The following is a 15,420-nucleotide window of genomic DNA, read 5'->3' as shown; positions in this document are numbered from 1 at the left end:
CTTCGGAAATTAAACAGATTGATTTTAAGCTTTCTGCTTGAAATGTATATCTTGGTTTAAATTTTAAAAGAACTCTTTTAAAACCGAAATTTTCTGAAGAAATATCTAAATAGCAGCAACAAATCTATACATGAAAGACCCTATTATTGCCAATCCTGTTGAAGTAAATAAATCTTCCGGTACAAACAAATCTATATTTATTATAGGTGCTTTGTTTTTTATTTTCGGGTTTGTAACCTGGTTGAATTCAGTACTTATTCCCTATTTACAAATTGCATGCGAGTTAAATTATTCTGAAGCTTATTTAGTGACCTTCGCATTTTATATCGCTTATCTGGTAATGGCATTACCTTCAGCCTGGATCTTAAAAATTACGGGTTTTAAAAAAGGAATGTCTCTGGGTCTGTTGGTGATGGCAGTTGGATCGCTGATTTTTGTGCCTGCAGCTTATTCTCGTACTTATGAATTGTTCCTGCTAGGCTTGTTCGTTCAAGGAACAGGTTTGGCAATACTTCAAACCGCTGCTAATCCATATGTGACCATTCTTGGACCTATAGAAAGTGCAGCAAAGCGGATAAGCATTATGGGAATTTGTAATAAAGTAGCTGGTTCTATTGCTCCAATTATTCTTGGAGCTATCGCATTAAAAGATGTGGATGCTTTGGTAGAGAACCTTAAAACTATGCCGACAGCACAAAAAATAGTAGAACTGGATCTGCTTTCAGAAAGAGTGATCTTTCCATATTTAGTGATGATGGCAGTACTAATTGTTCTGGCAATTTTGATCTATTTCTCAACTTTACCTGAAGTAGATACAGATCAGGAAGATGAAGAACTGGCAAATACCAATAGTAAAAAAACTAGTATTTTTCAATTCCCACATTTATTATTGGGAGCATTGGCACTGTTCTTATATGTAGGAGTAGAGGTTATTGCCGGCGATACGGTAATAAGTTATGGGGTGGCTCAAGGAATATCTTTTGCAAATGCGAAATTCTTTACTACCTATACCTTAATCGCTATGTTGGTTGGATATGTAATAGGGATTCTTTGTATTCCTAAATATCTATCTCAAGAAAAAGCATTGAAGATCTCTGCAATTATCGGATTAGTACTTGGGCTTGCTGCCATATTCACCGATGGATTTATATCAGTATTGTGCATCTCATTATTGGGTATTGCAAATGCTTTGGTTTGGCCCGCAATTTGGCCAATGTCAATTTCAGGATTAGGGAGATTTACTAAAGTTGGCTCTTCGTTTTTAATCATGGCAATCGCGGGTGGAGCTATTATGCCATTGGTTTATGGATATTTCGCAGATCTTTCTTCTCCGCAAGAGGCCTATTGGGTAGTGATCCCTTGTTATTTGTTCATATTATTCTTCGCGACCTCTGGATATAAAATTAGAAGAGATTAAATTTGTCTATTGAAATAAAACCCATGAATCAGAAGACCACAGAGCAGAGTTCTAATTATGAGGATCTGGAAAAAATGAGCACTTCAGCATTGCTGAAGAACATGAATGCTGAAGACAAAAAAGTTCCCCAAGCCATAGAAAAGATTATCCCGAAGATCGAAGAAGTGGTTAATGTGATAGTGGATAAGATCTCCAAGCACAATGGCCGACTTTTCTATATTGGAGCAGGAACCAGCGGACGGTTAGGAGTATTAGATGCCTCAGAATGCCCGCCAACATTTGGAGTTTCAGATAATGTAATTATCGGTTTAATTGCAGGTGGCGATGGAGCACTACGAAAAGCGGTAGAAAATGCAGAGGATGATCAAGAACAGGCCTGGAAAGATCTTCAAAAATTCAATATTAATAAAAATGATGTTCTACTTGGTATTGCAGCTTCTGGAAGCACTCCTTATGTAATTGGAGGTGTAAAAGAAGCCAGAAAGAACGGACTTGCAACTGCATGTATCACCAATAATGAAGATTCGGCATTATCTAAGGCTGTAGAATATCCATTAGAAATTGTAGTTGGTCCTGAGTTTGTAACCGGAAGCACTAGAATGAAATCTGGAACTTCCCAAAAATTGGTTTTAAACATGATCTCTACTGCAGTCATGATAAAATTAGGCAAGGTAAAAGGCAATAAAATGGTAGATATGCAGCTTTCTAATAGTAAGCTTGTAGATCGCGGAATTAGAATGATCATGGCAGAGCTGAATGTGGAAGAGCAATTGGCTGCAAAAATGCTTCAAGAGCATAAGAATGTTCGAGAGGTGCTTAAAAAATATAAAAATGAGCTTTAAAATAGTTGGAACTCTTTAGTAGTTTTTACTTTAAGAAGACTTCAAAAATTCACTTATAACCCCAATAAAAACTATGCGTAGAAATAAAATCATTCTTGCGCTTCTATTTGTGAGTCTGACGCTACTTTCAGCTTGTTCAGCTAAAAAAGCCGTTACAAAATCTCCGGAAAAACCGAAACAGGAGGTTCCGGAAGTATTAAATAAGAACGTTCCCGAGAGACCAATTCCTTCCGTAGAAATTATAGAGAATCCGGAAATTGAAGAGCCAATAGTAGAACTTAAAGACAGCAAAGGGCCAACTGCAATGCGCGAATTTAGAGCGGCTTGGGTTGCTACTGTTGCAAACATAAATTGGCCAAGTAAATCTGGACTTTCTACCGCACAACAACAAAAAGAAGCACTCGCGCTTTTAGATTATTTAAAGGATCATAATTTCAATGCTGTGATCTTTCAGGCAAGGCCTCAGGCAGATGCCTTATATAAAAGTGATTTAGAACCTTGGTCCTTCTTTTTGTCTGGGGAACAAGGAAAAGCTCCGGATCCATATTACGATCCTTTGGAATTTTGGGTGAACGAAGCCCATAATCGCGGGATGGAATTACATGTTTGGTTAAACCCATATCGTGCACATCATTCTACAGGTGGAGTAGTTGGTCCAAAATCTACGGTAAAAATGCATCCGGAATTTATGGTGAGTTTAAATAACGGAATGTGGTGGATGGATCCTTCCAAACAGACAACACAAGATCATTCTGCTGCTGTGGTTATGGATATCGTTAAAAGATATGATATAGACGGAATTCATTTCGACGATTACTTCTATCCTTATGCATCTTATAATAAAGGGCAGGATTTTCCAGATTCAGAAAGTTACCAAGCCTATTTAAAAACAGGCGGAAAGCTTACTAAACCAGATTGGAGAAGAGATGAAGTAAATGGTTTTGTAGAGCGTATCTATAAAGATATTAAAGCTGAAAAACCGGAGGTTAAATTCGGAATAAGTCCGTTTGGAATCTGGAGACCGGGATTTCCAAAATCTATCTCTGGCTTGGATCAATACAATGAATTATATGCCGATGCCAAATTATGGTTGAATAAAGGCTGGATAGATTATTTTACACCTCAGTTGTATTGGAAGATCAACCAAACGGCTCAGAGTTTTCCAGTGTTATTGGGATGGTGGGAAAGTGAGAACAGCGAAAAACGCCATTTATGGCCAGGAATAAATATAGATTTTGGGGGAGATACCAAGAATGTAGATGAAACCATCAACCAAATCATGCTTACTCGAGGAATGTTGCCAGACAGCAAAGGAGCCGTTCATTGGAGCATAGGCTCTTTGCTTAAATACCCTAATATTTCTAAAGGATTAATAGAGGGTCCATATAAAAACGAAGCCTTAATACCGGCTAGCCCGTGGCTGAACAAAAAGTCGCCAGCAGCGCCAAAGACTCAAATTATTTCTGAAGGAGGAAAAATTAATATAGCATGGGAAAAAGCAGATACTCAAGAGATCTCAAATTGGGTGGTTTATTACAAATATGCTTCAAGCTGGGAATATAAAATATTAAGTGGAAAAGAAACCAATCTAGACATTGACAAACTACTTATTGAGAACGGAAAGAAAATGCCTTTATTGGCAGTAGGAGTAACTGCTGTTGGAAGAACAGGTAATGAAAGCGATTTTAAAGAGATAAAACTCTAGTTATAAAAATCAACTATGAAACTGGAATTCTTCACCTTCGATCTGGAACTAAAGGACACTTTTACCATTTCGCATGGGTCTAGAAATTTTCAAGAAACCTTGATCGTCGCTATTTCTGAAGGCAATTACACAGGATATGGCGAAGCTGCTGCCACTTCCTATTACGGTGTTTCTGCAGAAGGAATGATTGCTGCGATTAAAAAGGTGGGACAAATTTTAAAGGAGAATATTCAGCAAAATCCAGAAGCACTTTGGGAACTTACTTATCCGCTATTAAAAGATCAGCCATTTGCACAATGTGCTTTAGATATGGCGCTGCACGATCTGCATGGAAAAAACAACGGCCAGCCTCTTTACAAAATGTGGGGCTTAGAGCTAAAGGATCTTCCGATCACCAATTATACCATTGGAATAGATTCTGTTGAGAAAATGATCGATAAGATCCGTCAGTTTCCTTGGCCGGTCTATAAAATAAAACTGGGAACTACAGATGATGTTAGGATCATTAAGGAACTAAGAAAACATACCGATTCAACTTTTAGGGTAGATGCAAATGGTGCCTGGGGAGTAGAAGAAACCATACAAAACGCTATAAAATTAAAGGAATTAAATGTTGAGTTTATTGAACAACCTTTAGCTGCAGATAATAATGAAGGGATGCCGGAAGTGTTTAAAAATTCGGTCTTATCTATAATCGCAGATGAAAGTTGCTTAGTAGAAAAGGATGTTGTAAAATGCAGTGAATTTTTCCATGGCATCAACATAAAACTCACTAAATGCGGCGGAATTACTCCTGCATTACGAATGATTTCTGAAGCCAGAAAACTAAATTTGAAAATCATGGTAGGTTGTATGACCGAATCTAGTGTGGGTATTTCTGCAATAGCACAACTATTGCCTTTGCTAGATTATGTGGATATGGATGGCGCACTATTGCTGAAAAATGACATTGCAGATGGCGTCAAATTAGCAAATGGAAAAATTATATTTCCTGAGAGAAATGGAACAGGAGTTGAGTTGCTTTGACTAAATGTCACATCGAGCGGAGTTGAGATGCTTTTTATAAAAGATTTTAAAAGTGTGTCATTCTGAACGCAATGTAATGGAGTGAAGAATCTCTTTATATCGAGATTCCTCCTTCGTCGGAATGACAAAGAAAAATCTCATTTTATAGAGATTTACCGATAGCAATCAGTCTGGAATGACAATTTCTATTAAACTAGATTTAAATACAAACAGAAAATTTTGAAATGAGAAAATATATAAAAAGTGTAATTGGACTAGCGGCAATTGGGTTAGTAATAACCTCCTGTGATAAAAAGGAGGAGAAAGAAGAAACAAATTCAGAAGCAGATTCTATTATTTTAGAGGTTAAAAATGAATATGTTCCAGATAAGCGAGTAGCTCTTTTTGAAGTTGAATCTTATAAGAAGGATGGTAAATTGATAGTGAAAGGAGATTCAAATCTTCCCGATGCGGTTAATAGCTTGCGATCTCAATTAGCAGCTAAAAACATTGAATTTACAGATAGTTTACATCTTTTACCAGAGGGTGAGCTTAAGAACACCTCAAATGCTGTGGTTAAGATCTCAGTAGCGAATATTAGATCTAATCCGGCACACTCTGCAGAATTAGCTACACAGGCCACTATGGGAACCCCTTTAAATGTTCTCAAAAAAGAAGGTGATTGGTATTTGGTGCAAACTCCAGACAAATATTTAGCATGGGTAGATCAAGGCGGAATCCAATTGATGTCGGACTCAGAAATGGAAATATGGCTGAACAAACCTAAACTTATTTTCACAAATACTTTTGGATCTTCCTATATTGAAGCTTCCGATAAAGCACAAGTAGTTTCAGATCTTGTTGCAGGGAATGTTGTAGAAATAGTGAGTGAAAAAGGCTTTTTTTATGAGGTTAAATATCCTTCGGGAACTACTGCTTTTATTAAAAAAGACGAAGCTAAATTATATCCAGAATGGATAAAATCTTTAGATCCTTCCGAAGAAAATTTGGTAAACACTTCCAGATCTTTGATGGGATTACCTTATTTATGGGGTGGCACTTCTTCTAAAGGAGTAGATTGTAGCGGATTCACTAAAACTATTTATTTCTTGAATGGAATTGTTTTACCAAGGGATGCTTCTCAACAAGTCCATGCCGGAAAACTGATTGATTCTACCAGAAACTTTGAAAAATTGATTCCTGGAGACCTTTTATTCTTCGGAAGAAAAGCAACAGATTCTACTTCAGAGAAGGTGGTACATGTTGGAATGTGGATAGGCGATAAGCAATTTATTCATTCTTTGGGGAACGTTCATATTAGCACTACAGATACCACTGCTGCAGATTTTGACGAATATAATTACAACAGATACCTTAGAACTAAGAGAATTTTGCCGGACAGCGAAAAAGTAATTCGACTTTCACAAAGTGATCTCTACGGAAAAATAGATGCCCAAAAGTAAATCACTATGCGATCTTTCAAATTCCTTTGCTTAGTATTTTTCTGCTTTAACCTTTCCGGGTATGCCCAAAAGGATTCTATAAAATCACCTGGATTTTTAAAATTCACCCACAGCGTTTGGGTAGATTCTGTAATGACAACTTTGTCCAAAGAAGAAAGAATTGCCCAACTTATAATGGTTGCTGCTTATTCCAATAGAGGAGAAGAACATAAGCAAGAAATTTTAAAGCTGGTAAAGAAACAAAAGATCGGTGGACTTATCTTTTTTCAGGGCGGGCCAGTGCGTCAGGTTAAACTGATGAATAAATATCAGGAAGCTTCAAACGTACCATTATTAGGAGCGATAGATGCGGAATGGGGAATTGGGATGCGTTTGGATAGTACTATAAGTTATCCTTTTCAGATGAGTTTAGGTGCCCTTCAAAATGATAGTTTGATCTATGCTATGGGAGTTGAAGTTGCCAAACAGATCAAGCGGGTAGGACTGCATTTAAATTTTGCCCCAGTGGTAGATGTAAATAATAATGCTGCAAATCCTGTGATCAATTTTAGGTCTTTTGGGGAGAATAAAGTGAAAGTAGCAGAAAAAGGAATTGCCTATATGCTTGGCTTGCAAGAGCACGGTGTGTTACCTACAGCAAAGCACTTTCCCGGTCATGGAGATACCGATACCGATTCTCATTATGCCTTGCCCAGAATAATGCATTCCAGAGCTAGATTAGACAACACAGAATTATACCCTTTCAGAGAGATCATAAAAGCGGGAATTGGTGGCGTTATGGTGGCACATCTAGATGTCCCAGCCTTAGACTCCACTGGAGTTCCCTCAACACTTTCTAAACCTATTATTTCGGGCTTATTGAAAGAGGAACTTGGTTTTCAGGGGTTAATAGTTACCGATGCAATGAATATGAAAGGCGTTACCAAAGATAATTCTCCCGGTGTTGTCGATAAAGATGCAATTCTAGCCGGAAACGATCTTCTGGAATTTACAGAAGATGTTCCTAAAGCAATTGAAGAGATCAAAAAAGCAATTAAGAAAGGATTGATCTCTCAAAAGGAGATCGATGATCGTTGCAGAAAAATTCTAGCTATAAAACAATGGGTTGGACTTAACAAATACAAACCAATAGATTTAAAGAATATAGGCAAAGATCTTAATTCTTCTAAGGCAGAATTGTTGAATAGAAACCTTACCGAAGCTTCCTTAACGGTTCTAAGGAATGAGTCAGAACTATTGCCATTACGAAGACTTGACACCTTAAAAATTGCTTCTATTTCTGTTGGCGGGGAAGCAAACTATCAGTTTCAGAAGACTTTGGGATTGTATTCAAAAATAAATCATTTCAATATCCCTTATGAAGCAACTAAAGCTGAATTGGATTCGATAAAAAATAATATTTCAGAATTCAATCTTGTGATCATCGGACTGCATGATGACAGCAAGTATCCTAGAAACAATATGAAGATCTCTGCGGAAGTGCAATCATTTCTGAAAGCTATCGCTGAAACGAAGAAAAGCATTCTTACATTTTTCAAGAATCCATATTCCTTAGCAAATCTTGAGGTTGCGGAAAGTGCTTCGGCCTTGATCCTGACTTATCAGGACAGTAAAAATTCAGAAGACTTAGCAGCGCAATTGATCTTTGGTGGAGTAGGAGCCAATGGAAAACTTCCTGTAAGTATTGGAGAGAAATATAAAGAAGGAGATGGATTAATTATTTCTGGCGGACTAAGATTTAAATATACTTTGCCCGAAGATGCAAATATGAATGCCAAATTTTTGAATAGAAAGATTGATTCCCTCATGCAACAGGCAATGGATCTAAAAGCTATTCCCGGAGGACAAATACTTGTTGCAAGAGATCAAAAAGTGGTTTTTCATAAAGCTTATGGTTCCCAAAGCTATTCAGACACCACAAAAGTGAAATTATCAGATCTATATGATCTGGCATCGGTTACTAAAATAACCTCTGTCTTGCCAGCTTTAATGAAGTTGAAGGATGAAGGGAAATTTAGTTTGGAGGCAGGAATAGATGCGTACCTCCCTTATTTCGAAAACTCTAATAAGTCGGGTATTTCCATGAGAAAGATCCTCGCACATCAAGCAGGCTTTAAATCATGGATTCCTTATTGGGAAACTACTCTTAGAAGAAATGGGACCTATAAGTGGAAAACGATTAAGAAGGATTCTTCGGCAAGATTTCCTGTAAAGATTGCTGAGAATATGTGGCTTTTTAAGAATTATCAGAAAGAGATCTTTAAGCAGATCAAAAGATCTGACCTGGAAAAAGAACAAAAATATCTTTATTCCGGACTTGCCTTTTATTTGTTTCCAAGCATTATTGAAAAGCTATCTAAAGAAGAATTTACAAGTTATTTAGATGCTAATTTCTATGATAAGTTAGGTTCAACTAGCCTTACTTATAACCCAATGAAGAAATATGATCTGGATAAAATTATTCCTACCGAGAACGATTTTTTCTTCAGAAAAAGAACTATTCATGGAAAAGTGTATGATGAAGGTGCTATAATGATGAGCGGTGTTTCCGGGAATGCTGGCCTTTTTTCCAACGCAAATGATGTAGCTAAATTGATGCAGATGTATCTTAATAATGGAACTTATGGTGGAGTCAATTATATTTCTGAAGCCACTTTAGAAGAATTCACGAAATATCAATTTCCTGAAAACGGGAATAGAAGAGGTTTAGGTTTTGACAAACCATCTTTAGATGAACGCTCATTAAACGGAAACACTGCAATCTCTGCTAGCGATGCTAGTTTCGGACACACGGGCTATACTGGCACCATGGTTTGGATGGACCCTGAAACTAAACTCTTATTTATTTTTCTCTCCAACAGAGTGCAACCTACCCGAGACAACACCTTGCTTTATAAACTAAATACCAGAACCAATATTCAGCAGATATTATATGATGCGATTATAGAATAAATCACAGGAAATTGTATTAGAATTTTTACTTAAAATTAAGAGATATTCCATTTGTAATTTGGCAGGGATGTTATAGGAAATGTTATATTTGCTCACTATATCAACCAAATTCTCAAAGAAACCTACCAAATTTTAAGAATGAAAAATCTTTATTTTACCCCCCTTCTTTGTCTGATCTCCCTACTGTCATTCACTACCCACGCTCAGAACTCCCTAAAAGGAGTTATAATAGATGAAAACCAAAAAGCTGTTCCCTTTGCCAACGTGATCCTTTTGCAAGCATCAGATTCTACAACTGTTTATAAAGGAACGGTATCTGAGGAAGATGGAAGCTTTTTAATTGAAGCTGTCGAGGATAACGAATATGTTTTGGAAGTTAGATTTGTTGGTTACGAGAATTTCGTCAAGAAAATTGAGGTAAATGGAAATACAAATCTCAGAAAATTAGTCCTTGTAGAATCGGCTTCAAATCTAGATGAGGTTACCCTTACTGCAAAAAGACCTACCATTTCTAGAAGTGTAGATAGAATTACTTTTAACGTGGAAAACTCGGTGCTTTCTTCAGGAAATTCCTACGAGATCCTAAAAAGAACGCCTGGGGTAATCGTGAGCCAAGGGCAACTTTTAATCAAGAACAGGCCTGCAGATGTTTATATTAATGACAATAAGGTTTATTTAACTGCACAAGAACTTCAGCAATTGCTAGAAGGATTTTCGGGAGAAAATGTAAAGTCGGTTGAGGTTATCACTAATCCACCTGCAAGATACAATGCAGAAGGAGGATCCATTCTGAATATAATCACTTCCAAAAACTTGTCTGTAGGATATAAAGGAAGTCTTAATGCTTCTAACACGATTGCCATTAAAACAAAATATTCTGTAGGGACCAGCCATTATTACAAAACCGATTGGCTTAATGCATTTGCTAGTTACAACTACAACACCAGGACCGATGTAAAAACAGATCTGGGAAACATCACTTATTTTGATCCAGCAGGAGGAATAAATTCCAGATGGGAAGATGAATTTAATAAAGAAACAAAAAGGGAATCTCACAGTTTAAGTACAATCCTGGATTTTACACTTTCTGAAAAAAGCAAGCTTAGCTTAAGTGCAAATATTTTATACACTCCAAAGGCCAATTCTGATATTGACGGGAGAACAGATATTTTTAATCCCCAAATGCAGTTGGATTCACTATATACCACAGATAGTAGATTAGAGAATAATCAGGACAACATATTGCTTAATGCAGACTACTCGACCAGTTTTGGTGAGAATGGAAGCACCTTTTCTGCTCAGGCCAATTATATAAAATATAAGGACGACCAAACTCAGGATCTTTTAACTCAATATTTCGCTCCTTCAGGAAATATACTGAGTGACAATTCATTTTACACCATCGCAAATCAAGAAACAGATATTTATACAGGTCAGATAGATTTTACTTCAAGCATTGCCGGACTTGATTCTGAATATGGAGCTAAATATTCAGGAATAGATTCTCAAAGCGGATTGGATTTTTTCGACACTAATACAGGAAATAGAAATTTTGTAGATGCGCTTTCAGATGAATTTGATTATAATGAAAACATCCTTGCAGGTTATGTTAGTCTTGCCAAGGATTGGGATACTTGGAGTTTAAAAGCGGGTCTTCGTGGAGAGTATACAGATATTGAAGGAAATTCTGCATCTTTTGGAGCTGTGAATACTCAAGAGTATTTCGAGTTATTCCCAACATTCTATTTAATGCATAGCGTGGGTGATAATCACTCTTTTGGTTTGGATTATAGCAGAAGGATCACGAGACCGAGATTTCAGAGTTTGAATCCCTACAGATATTTTTTAAATGAAAATAATTTTCAGGTTGGTAATCCCAACTTAAAGCCAGGTATATCTAATAAAGTATTACTGAACTACACCTTTAAAAATAAACTTTCTTTTGATTTATACTACGATAAGATAAATGACGCCCCGGCAATTTTGCCTTTTCAAAATAATGAAAATAGAACTTTGAGATCTGTTGCAGATAATTTGGTTTACGAGCAGCAGTTTAGTTTGGATATTTCTTATTATGATTATGTTACAGATTGGTATTACTTGTACATATATAGCTCTATATTTAAAATGAAAAATGAGTTTATAGCTTTAGAAAGTGGAGACCAGAAAGTAAATAATGAGGTAACAAGCGTTTATTTAAGTGTGACTAATTATCTTACCTTATCAAAAGATGGTACATTTTCAGGAAATTTGACAGCAACATATTCGCCAGATTTTATAGCAGGATCTTACGATTTCGATGAGCCTCAATATGGAGTTTCTTTAGGTTTAAGAAAAACTTTTTTTAATGATAGATTAAGCGCTACTGTAAATGTTGAAGACCTCTTCAATACCTATAATATACCATTGAGGTCAAATTATTTAAATCAGGATAATTCATTTTTCGCTATGCCAGAGTCTAGAAGTATCCGATTTGGCTTACTTTATAAATTCGGAAATTTCAAGTTAAGAGATAATCAGCGAGCATTGGAGGCAGATGAAAAAGACCGCTTGGAAGCTCAACAAATGATGTAAAAATTTTTAATTCTGAAATACATTTCTATCTTAAACTTTAGTTACTAGCAAACTCGATCTAATTTCTTAATTTTGCAGCACTTAAATAAAAAGTAGTGGCCAAAATTGGAAATATAGATGTAGGAGAGTTTCCGTTGTTGCTTGCACCAATGGAAGATGTGAGTGACCCGCCTTTTCGTGCGCTCTGCAAGGAGCAAGGAGCAGATGTGGTATATACAGAATTTATTTCTTCGGAAGGACTTATTCGTGATGCCGCGAAAAGTATGATGAAGTTAGACATCTATGAAAAAGAGCGTCCTGTTGGTATCCAGATCTTTGGTGCTAACTTGGAATCTATGCTACAATCTATAGAAATAGTTGAAAAATCTGGCCCAGATATTATAGATATCAACTTTGGCTGTCCCGTAAAAAAGGTAGTTTCAAAAGGAGCAGGCGCGGGTATTTTAAAAGATATAGATCTTATGGTTTCTTTGACCAAAGCCATGGTAGAACATACGAATTTACCTGTTACAGTCAAGACCAGATTAGGTTGGGATACCGATTCTATCAAGATAGTTGAAGTTGCTGAACGCTTACAAGATGTAGGTTGCGCGGCTATTTCAATTCACGGACGAACCAGAGTACAGATGTATAAAGGAAATGCCGATTGGGCTCCAATCTCTAGAGTAAAGGAGAATCCAAGAATGCATATTCCTGTATTTGGTAACGGAGACGTGGATACGCCAGAAAAAGCCATGGAAATGCGCGATAAATACGGTTTAGACGGTGCCATGATAGGGAGAGCTAGTATTGGATACCCGTGGTTCTTCAGGGAAGTGAAACATTTCTTCGAAACAGGTCAACATTTAGGACCTCCAACCTTGGAAGAACGTGTAGATGCAGCAAGACGTCATTTGCAAATGGCGATTGACTGGAAAGGCGAAAAATTAGGTGTTTTTGAAACTCGTAGACACTATACCAATTATTTCAAAGGGATTCCACATTTCAAGGAATACCGAATGAAAATGGTGACTAGTGATCATTCTGTAGATGTTTTTGAGGCTTTTAATGAGGTAGAGAGAGAATTCTCCGGCTTCGAATTCGCTTAAGAATTTAGAGCACTTTTACTTCTACTAGCTGCTATATAAGAAGCAGAGATTCCTAAAACACTAATAGTTAAAAATACCAGAATAATATTTTCAGCTTTGATCTTTACAGGGTAAGGCAGGCTGGGAGTTATCATTACAAAATTGTACTGTAGCTGCAGGTAGGTCAGGATTAATCCAAAAAATAAACCTAGCAGTCCGCCAACGATGGTCATTAAAGAACCTTGCAAAAAGAAGATATTTCTTATAGATGTTTTGGTAGCCCCAAGGTTATGAAGTGTTTTAATATTTTCCCTCTTATCCAGGATCACCATGATTATAGATCCTATGACATTAAATAACGCGATGATTAATACTAAGGTGAAAATGAGATATACCGCAAGATTTTCGGTGTTTAGCATTTTATAAAGCGTTTCATTTAGCTGCGCTCGATCCTTTATAATCAATTCATTATCGAAAACTCCTCCAATTTCATTTCGAATTATTTCCAGATCTACACTTGGATCTACCTTTAGCTCTATTGCAGAAACCTGTCCTTCCTCTATTTCCAGTAAATTTCTAGCAAACTGAATATTGGTAAAAACATATTTACTATCTAACTCTTCATTTACGCTATAAATCCCGGTAACTATTACACTCTCCTTGTTAAAAGCTTGAGTGGCATTCGTGATCTGCCCTTTCCCAGGACGTGGCACCATGATGTCCAAAAGATTGTTATAATCGAAGGTGTTTAAGGAGAGTAGCCTGGATATTCCATTTCCAGCAACTACTTGGAATTCACTTTGTGTTAACCAGGTACCAAAAACAATAGTGCTGTCAATGGAGTTTACTTTTCTATAATTTGCATCAACCCCTTTAATAAAAGCAGTGTGATTTTTAGACTTATAATCAAGAAACACTCTTTCTTCAACTATTTCTGAAGCAGCTTGAATTCCATCAATAGCTAATAACTTTCCTTTTTCAGTTTCAGAAAAAGTAAAGGTTTTTCCACTTTCTGGAAGTATTTTAAGGTCTGGGTCAAATTCATTAGTAAAAGAAAGGCTGAAATCTTTTAATCCTGAAAAGCCTGAAAGCACTATGAATAATGAAAAGGCCCCCGCAAAAACCCCTATTGCAGCAATTATGGTAATTATATTTATGGCATTATTCGAACTTTTGGTGAACAAATACCGCTTTGCAATATAAAAGGGGAAATTCAAATTAAGATTTTTTCCTTTTGTCTAATAGATCTGGCTTAGAAATGGGATTATCCTCCCCTTTCATAGACTTTTCAATCTGGTCTATATATTCCAACGAATCATCCACATAAAATGTTAGATCTGGCATTCTGCGCAACTGATTTTTAGTTCGTTGTGCCAGCTCATGCTTAATTTTATATTTTATTTCATTAAGATCATTTAGGATCGCTTCTCCATTTTTTGAAGGAAAAACGCTCAAATATGCTTTTGCTATAGAAAGATCTGTAGTTACTTTTACTTTAGAAACCGAGATCAAAACACCCGTTACCCCAGAATCTCTCAAGTGATTTTGAAGGATTTCAGCTAAATCCTGTTGCAAAACCCCACCTATTTTTTTTTGTCTATTTGTTTCCATCTTGCAAAAGTACCATATTTAAAGATTATAGTATTTTTATAATCGGAAAACTGAAAGAAGTTACGAAAAACCAAAAGGCGGATCAACCAGTTTTTATACCAGATCCGCAACATAATTAGAAAATAAAATAAAGAATGAATAAGATAGAACATATTGGTATTGCGGTTAAAAATTTAGAGGAGGCCAATAAAACGTACAAAGCGATTCTAGGAGTAGCCAGTTACAAAACAGAAAAAGTAGAAAGCGAAGGAGTAGATACTTCTTTTTTTAAAGTAGGAGACAGCAAAATTGAATTACTGGCAGCTACTAACCCAGAGAGTCCTATTGCTAAATTCCTGGAGAAGCGGGGAGAAGGGGTTCATCATCTCGCATTTAATGTAGAAGATATTCAATCTGAAATCGAACGTTTAAAAGGAGAAGGCTTTGTCTTACTGAATGATTTCCCGAAACCTGGAGCCGACAATAAGCTAGTTGCATTTATGCATCCAAAATCTGCTAACGGAGTTTTAGTGGAAATATGTCAGGAAAAAGTTGCAGAATAATTCATTAATATTGAAAAATAAGACCGAATTTTTCCATTTTAATGCTGAACCTAAATGCATTAGTGTTGTTAGGGAAGAAGGTCGATAAACATTCTTTAAAAAATGCTTGTTCACTAAAAAGCAATTACATAAATTTGCGCCCTCATTACACCTATTGAGCCGGTCCTATAGCTCAGCTGGTTAGAGCACCTGACTCATAATCAGGTGGTCCCTGGTTCGAGTCCAGGTGGGACCACACTAGT

At 36.5% G+C, this 15,420-nt stretch carries 11 protein-coding genes and 1 tRNA gene; 10 read left to right on the top strand and 2 right to left on the bottom strand.

The genetic code is table 11. The features are described from left to right. Window positions 1-130 precede the first annotated feature (130 nt). The 8 genes from ES724_RS00325 (at window position 131) to dusB (ending at window position 13,046) form a co-directional block, all read left to right on the top strand. A complete protein-coding gene (locus ES724_RS00325; protein ID WP_146928154.1) occupies window positions 131-1,417 on the top strand; it encodes a sugar MFS transporter in 1,287 nt (428 codons plus the stop codon). Between the two features lie 23 nt (window positions 1,418-1,440). Further along, complete coding sequence (gene murQ / locus ES724_RS00320; protein ID WP_146928152.1) at window positions 1,441-2,259, top strand: N-acetylmuramic acid 6-phosphate etherase; 819 nt, start codon at window positions 1,441-1,443, stop codon at window positions 2,257-2,259. 73 nt (window positions 2,260-2,332) lie between these two features. Continuing rightward, complete coding sequence (locus tag ES724_RS00315) at window positions 2,333-3,964, top strand: glycoside hydrolase family 10 protein (protein WP_146928151.1); 1,632 nt, start codon at window positions 2,333-2,335, stop codon at window positions 3,962-3,964. A 15-nt stretch (window positions 3,965-3,979) separates the two neighbouring features. Continuing rightward, on the top strand, window positions 3,980-4,990 hold the full coding sequence (locus ES724_RS00310; protein WP_146928149.1) for a dipeptide epimerase: 1,011 nt from the start codon (window positions 3,980-3,982) through the stop codon (window positions 4,988-4,990). Window positions 4,991-5,214: 224 nt separating this feature from the next. Further along, window positions 5,215-6,432: a C40 family peptidase gene (locus tag ES724_RS00305; RefSeq protein ID WP_146928147.1), complete on the top strand. Its 1,218-nt coding sequence runs from the start codon at window positions 5,215-5,217 to the stop codon at window positions 6,430-6,432. A gap of 6 nt (window positions 6,433-6,438) precedes the next feature. After that, window positions 6,439-9,384 (top strand): glycoside hydrolase family 3 N-terminal domain-containing protein, encoded by a 2,946-nt coding sequence (locus ES724_RS00300; RefSeq protein ID WP_146928145.1) that lies wholly within the window; start codon window positions 6,439-6,441, stop codon window positions 9,382-9,384. Window positions 9,385-9,522: 138 nt separating this feature from the next. Next, the gene (locus ES724_RS00295; RefSeq protein ID WP_146928143.1) at window positions 9,523-11,958 is read left to right on the top strand and encodes an outer membrane beta-barrel protein; all 2,436 of its coding nucleotides are present in this window, start codon (window positions 9,523-9,525) and stop codon (window positions 11,956-11,958) included. 95 nt (window positions 11,959-12,053) lie between these two features. Beyond that, a complete protein-coding gene (dusB, locus tag ES724_RS00290) occupies window positions 12,054-13,046 on the top strand; it encodes a tRNA dihydrouridine synthase DusB (protein ID WP_026836837.1) in 993 nt (330 codons plus the stop codon). Here the strand turns inward: dusB and ES724_RS00285 are convergent. Further along, a complete protein-coding gene (locus ES724_RS00285) occupies window positions 13,043-14,242 on the bottom strand; it encodes an ABC transporter permease (RefSeq protein ID WP_146928141.1) in 1,200 nt (399 codons plus the stop codon). The two genes, dusB and ES724_RS00285, sit on opposite strands and share 4 nt — an antisense overlap. A 1-nt stretch (window position 14,243) precedes the next feature. Beyond that, window positions 14,244-14,636, bottom strand: coding sequence for a 30S ribosome-binding factor RbfA (rbfA, locus tag ES724_RS00280; protein ID WP_146928139.1), 393 nt, complete (start codon window positions 14,634-14,636; stop codon window positions 14,244-14,246). Window positions 14,637-14,770: 134 nt separating this feature from the next. Here rbfA and mce point away from each other — a divergent pair, with 134 nt between their 5' ends. Both mce and ES724_RS00270 read left to right on the top strand, forming a co-directional pair. After that, complete coding sequence (gene mce / locus ES724_RS00275) at window positions 14,771-15,178, top strand: methylmalonyl-CoA epimerase (RefSeq protein WP_146928137.1); 408 nt, start codon at window positions 14,771-14,773, stop codon at window positions 15,176-15,178. 161 nt (window positions 15,179-15,339) lie between these two features. Continuing rightward, window positions 15,340-15,413, top strand: a tRNA-Ile gene (locus ES724_RS00270). Window positions 15,414-15,420 lie beyond the last annotated feature (7 nt).

This window comes from Gillisia hiemivivida, from assembly GCF_007997295.1.
GTDB lineage: Bacteria > Bacteroidota > Bacteroidia > Flavobacteriales > Flavobacteriaceae > Gillisia > Gillisia hiemivivida.
This window is presented reverse-complemented; position numbering and strand designations above follow the sequence as displayed.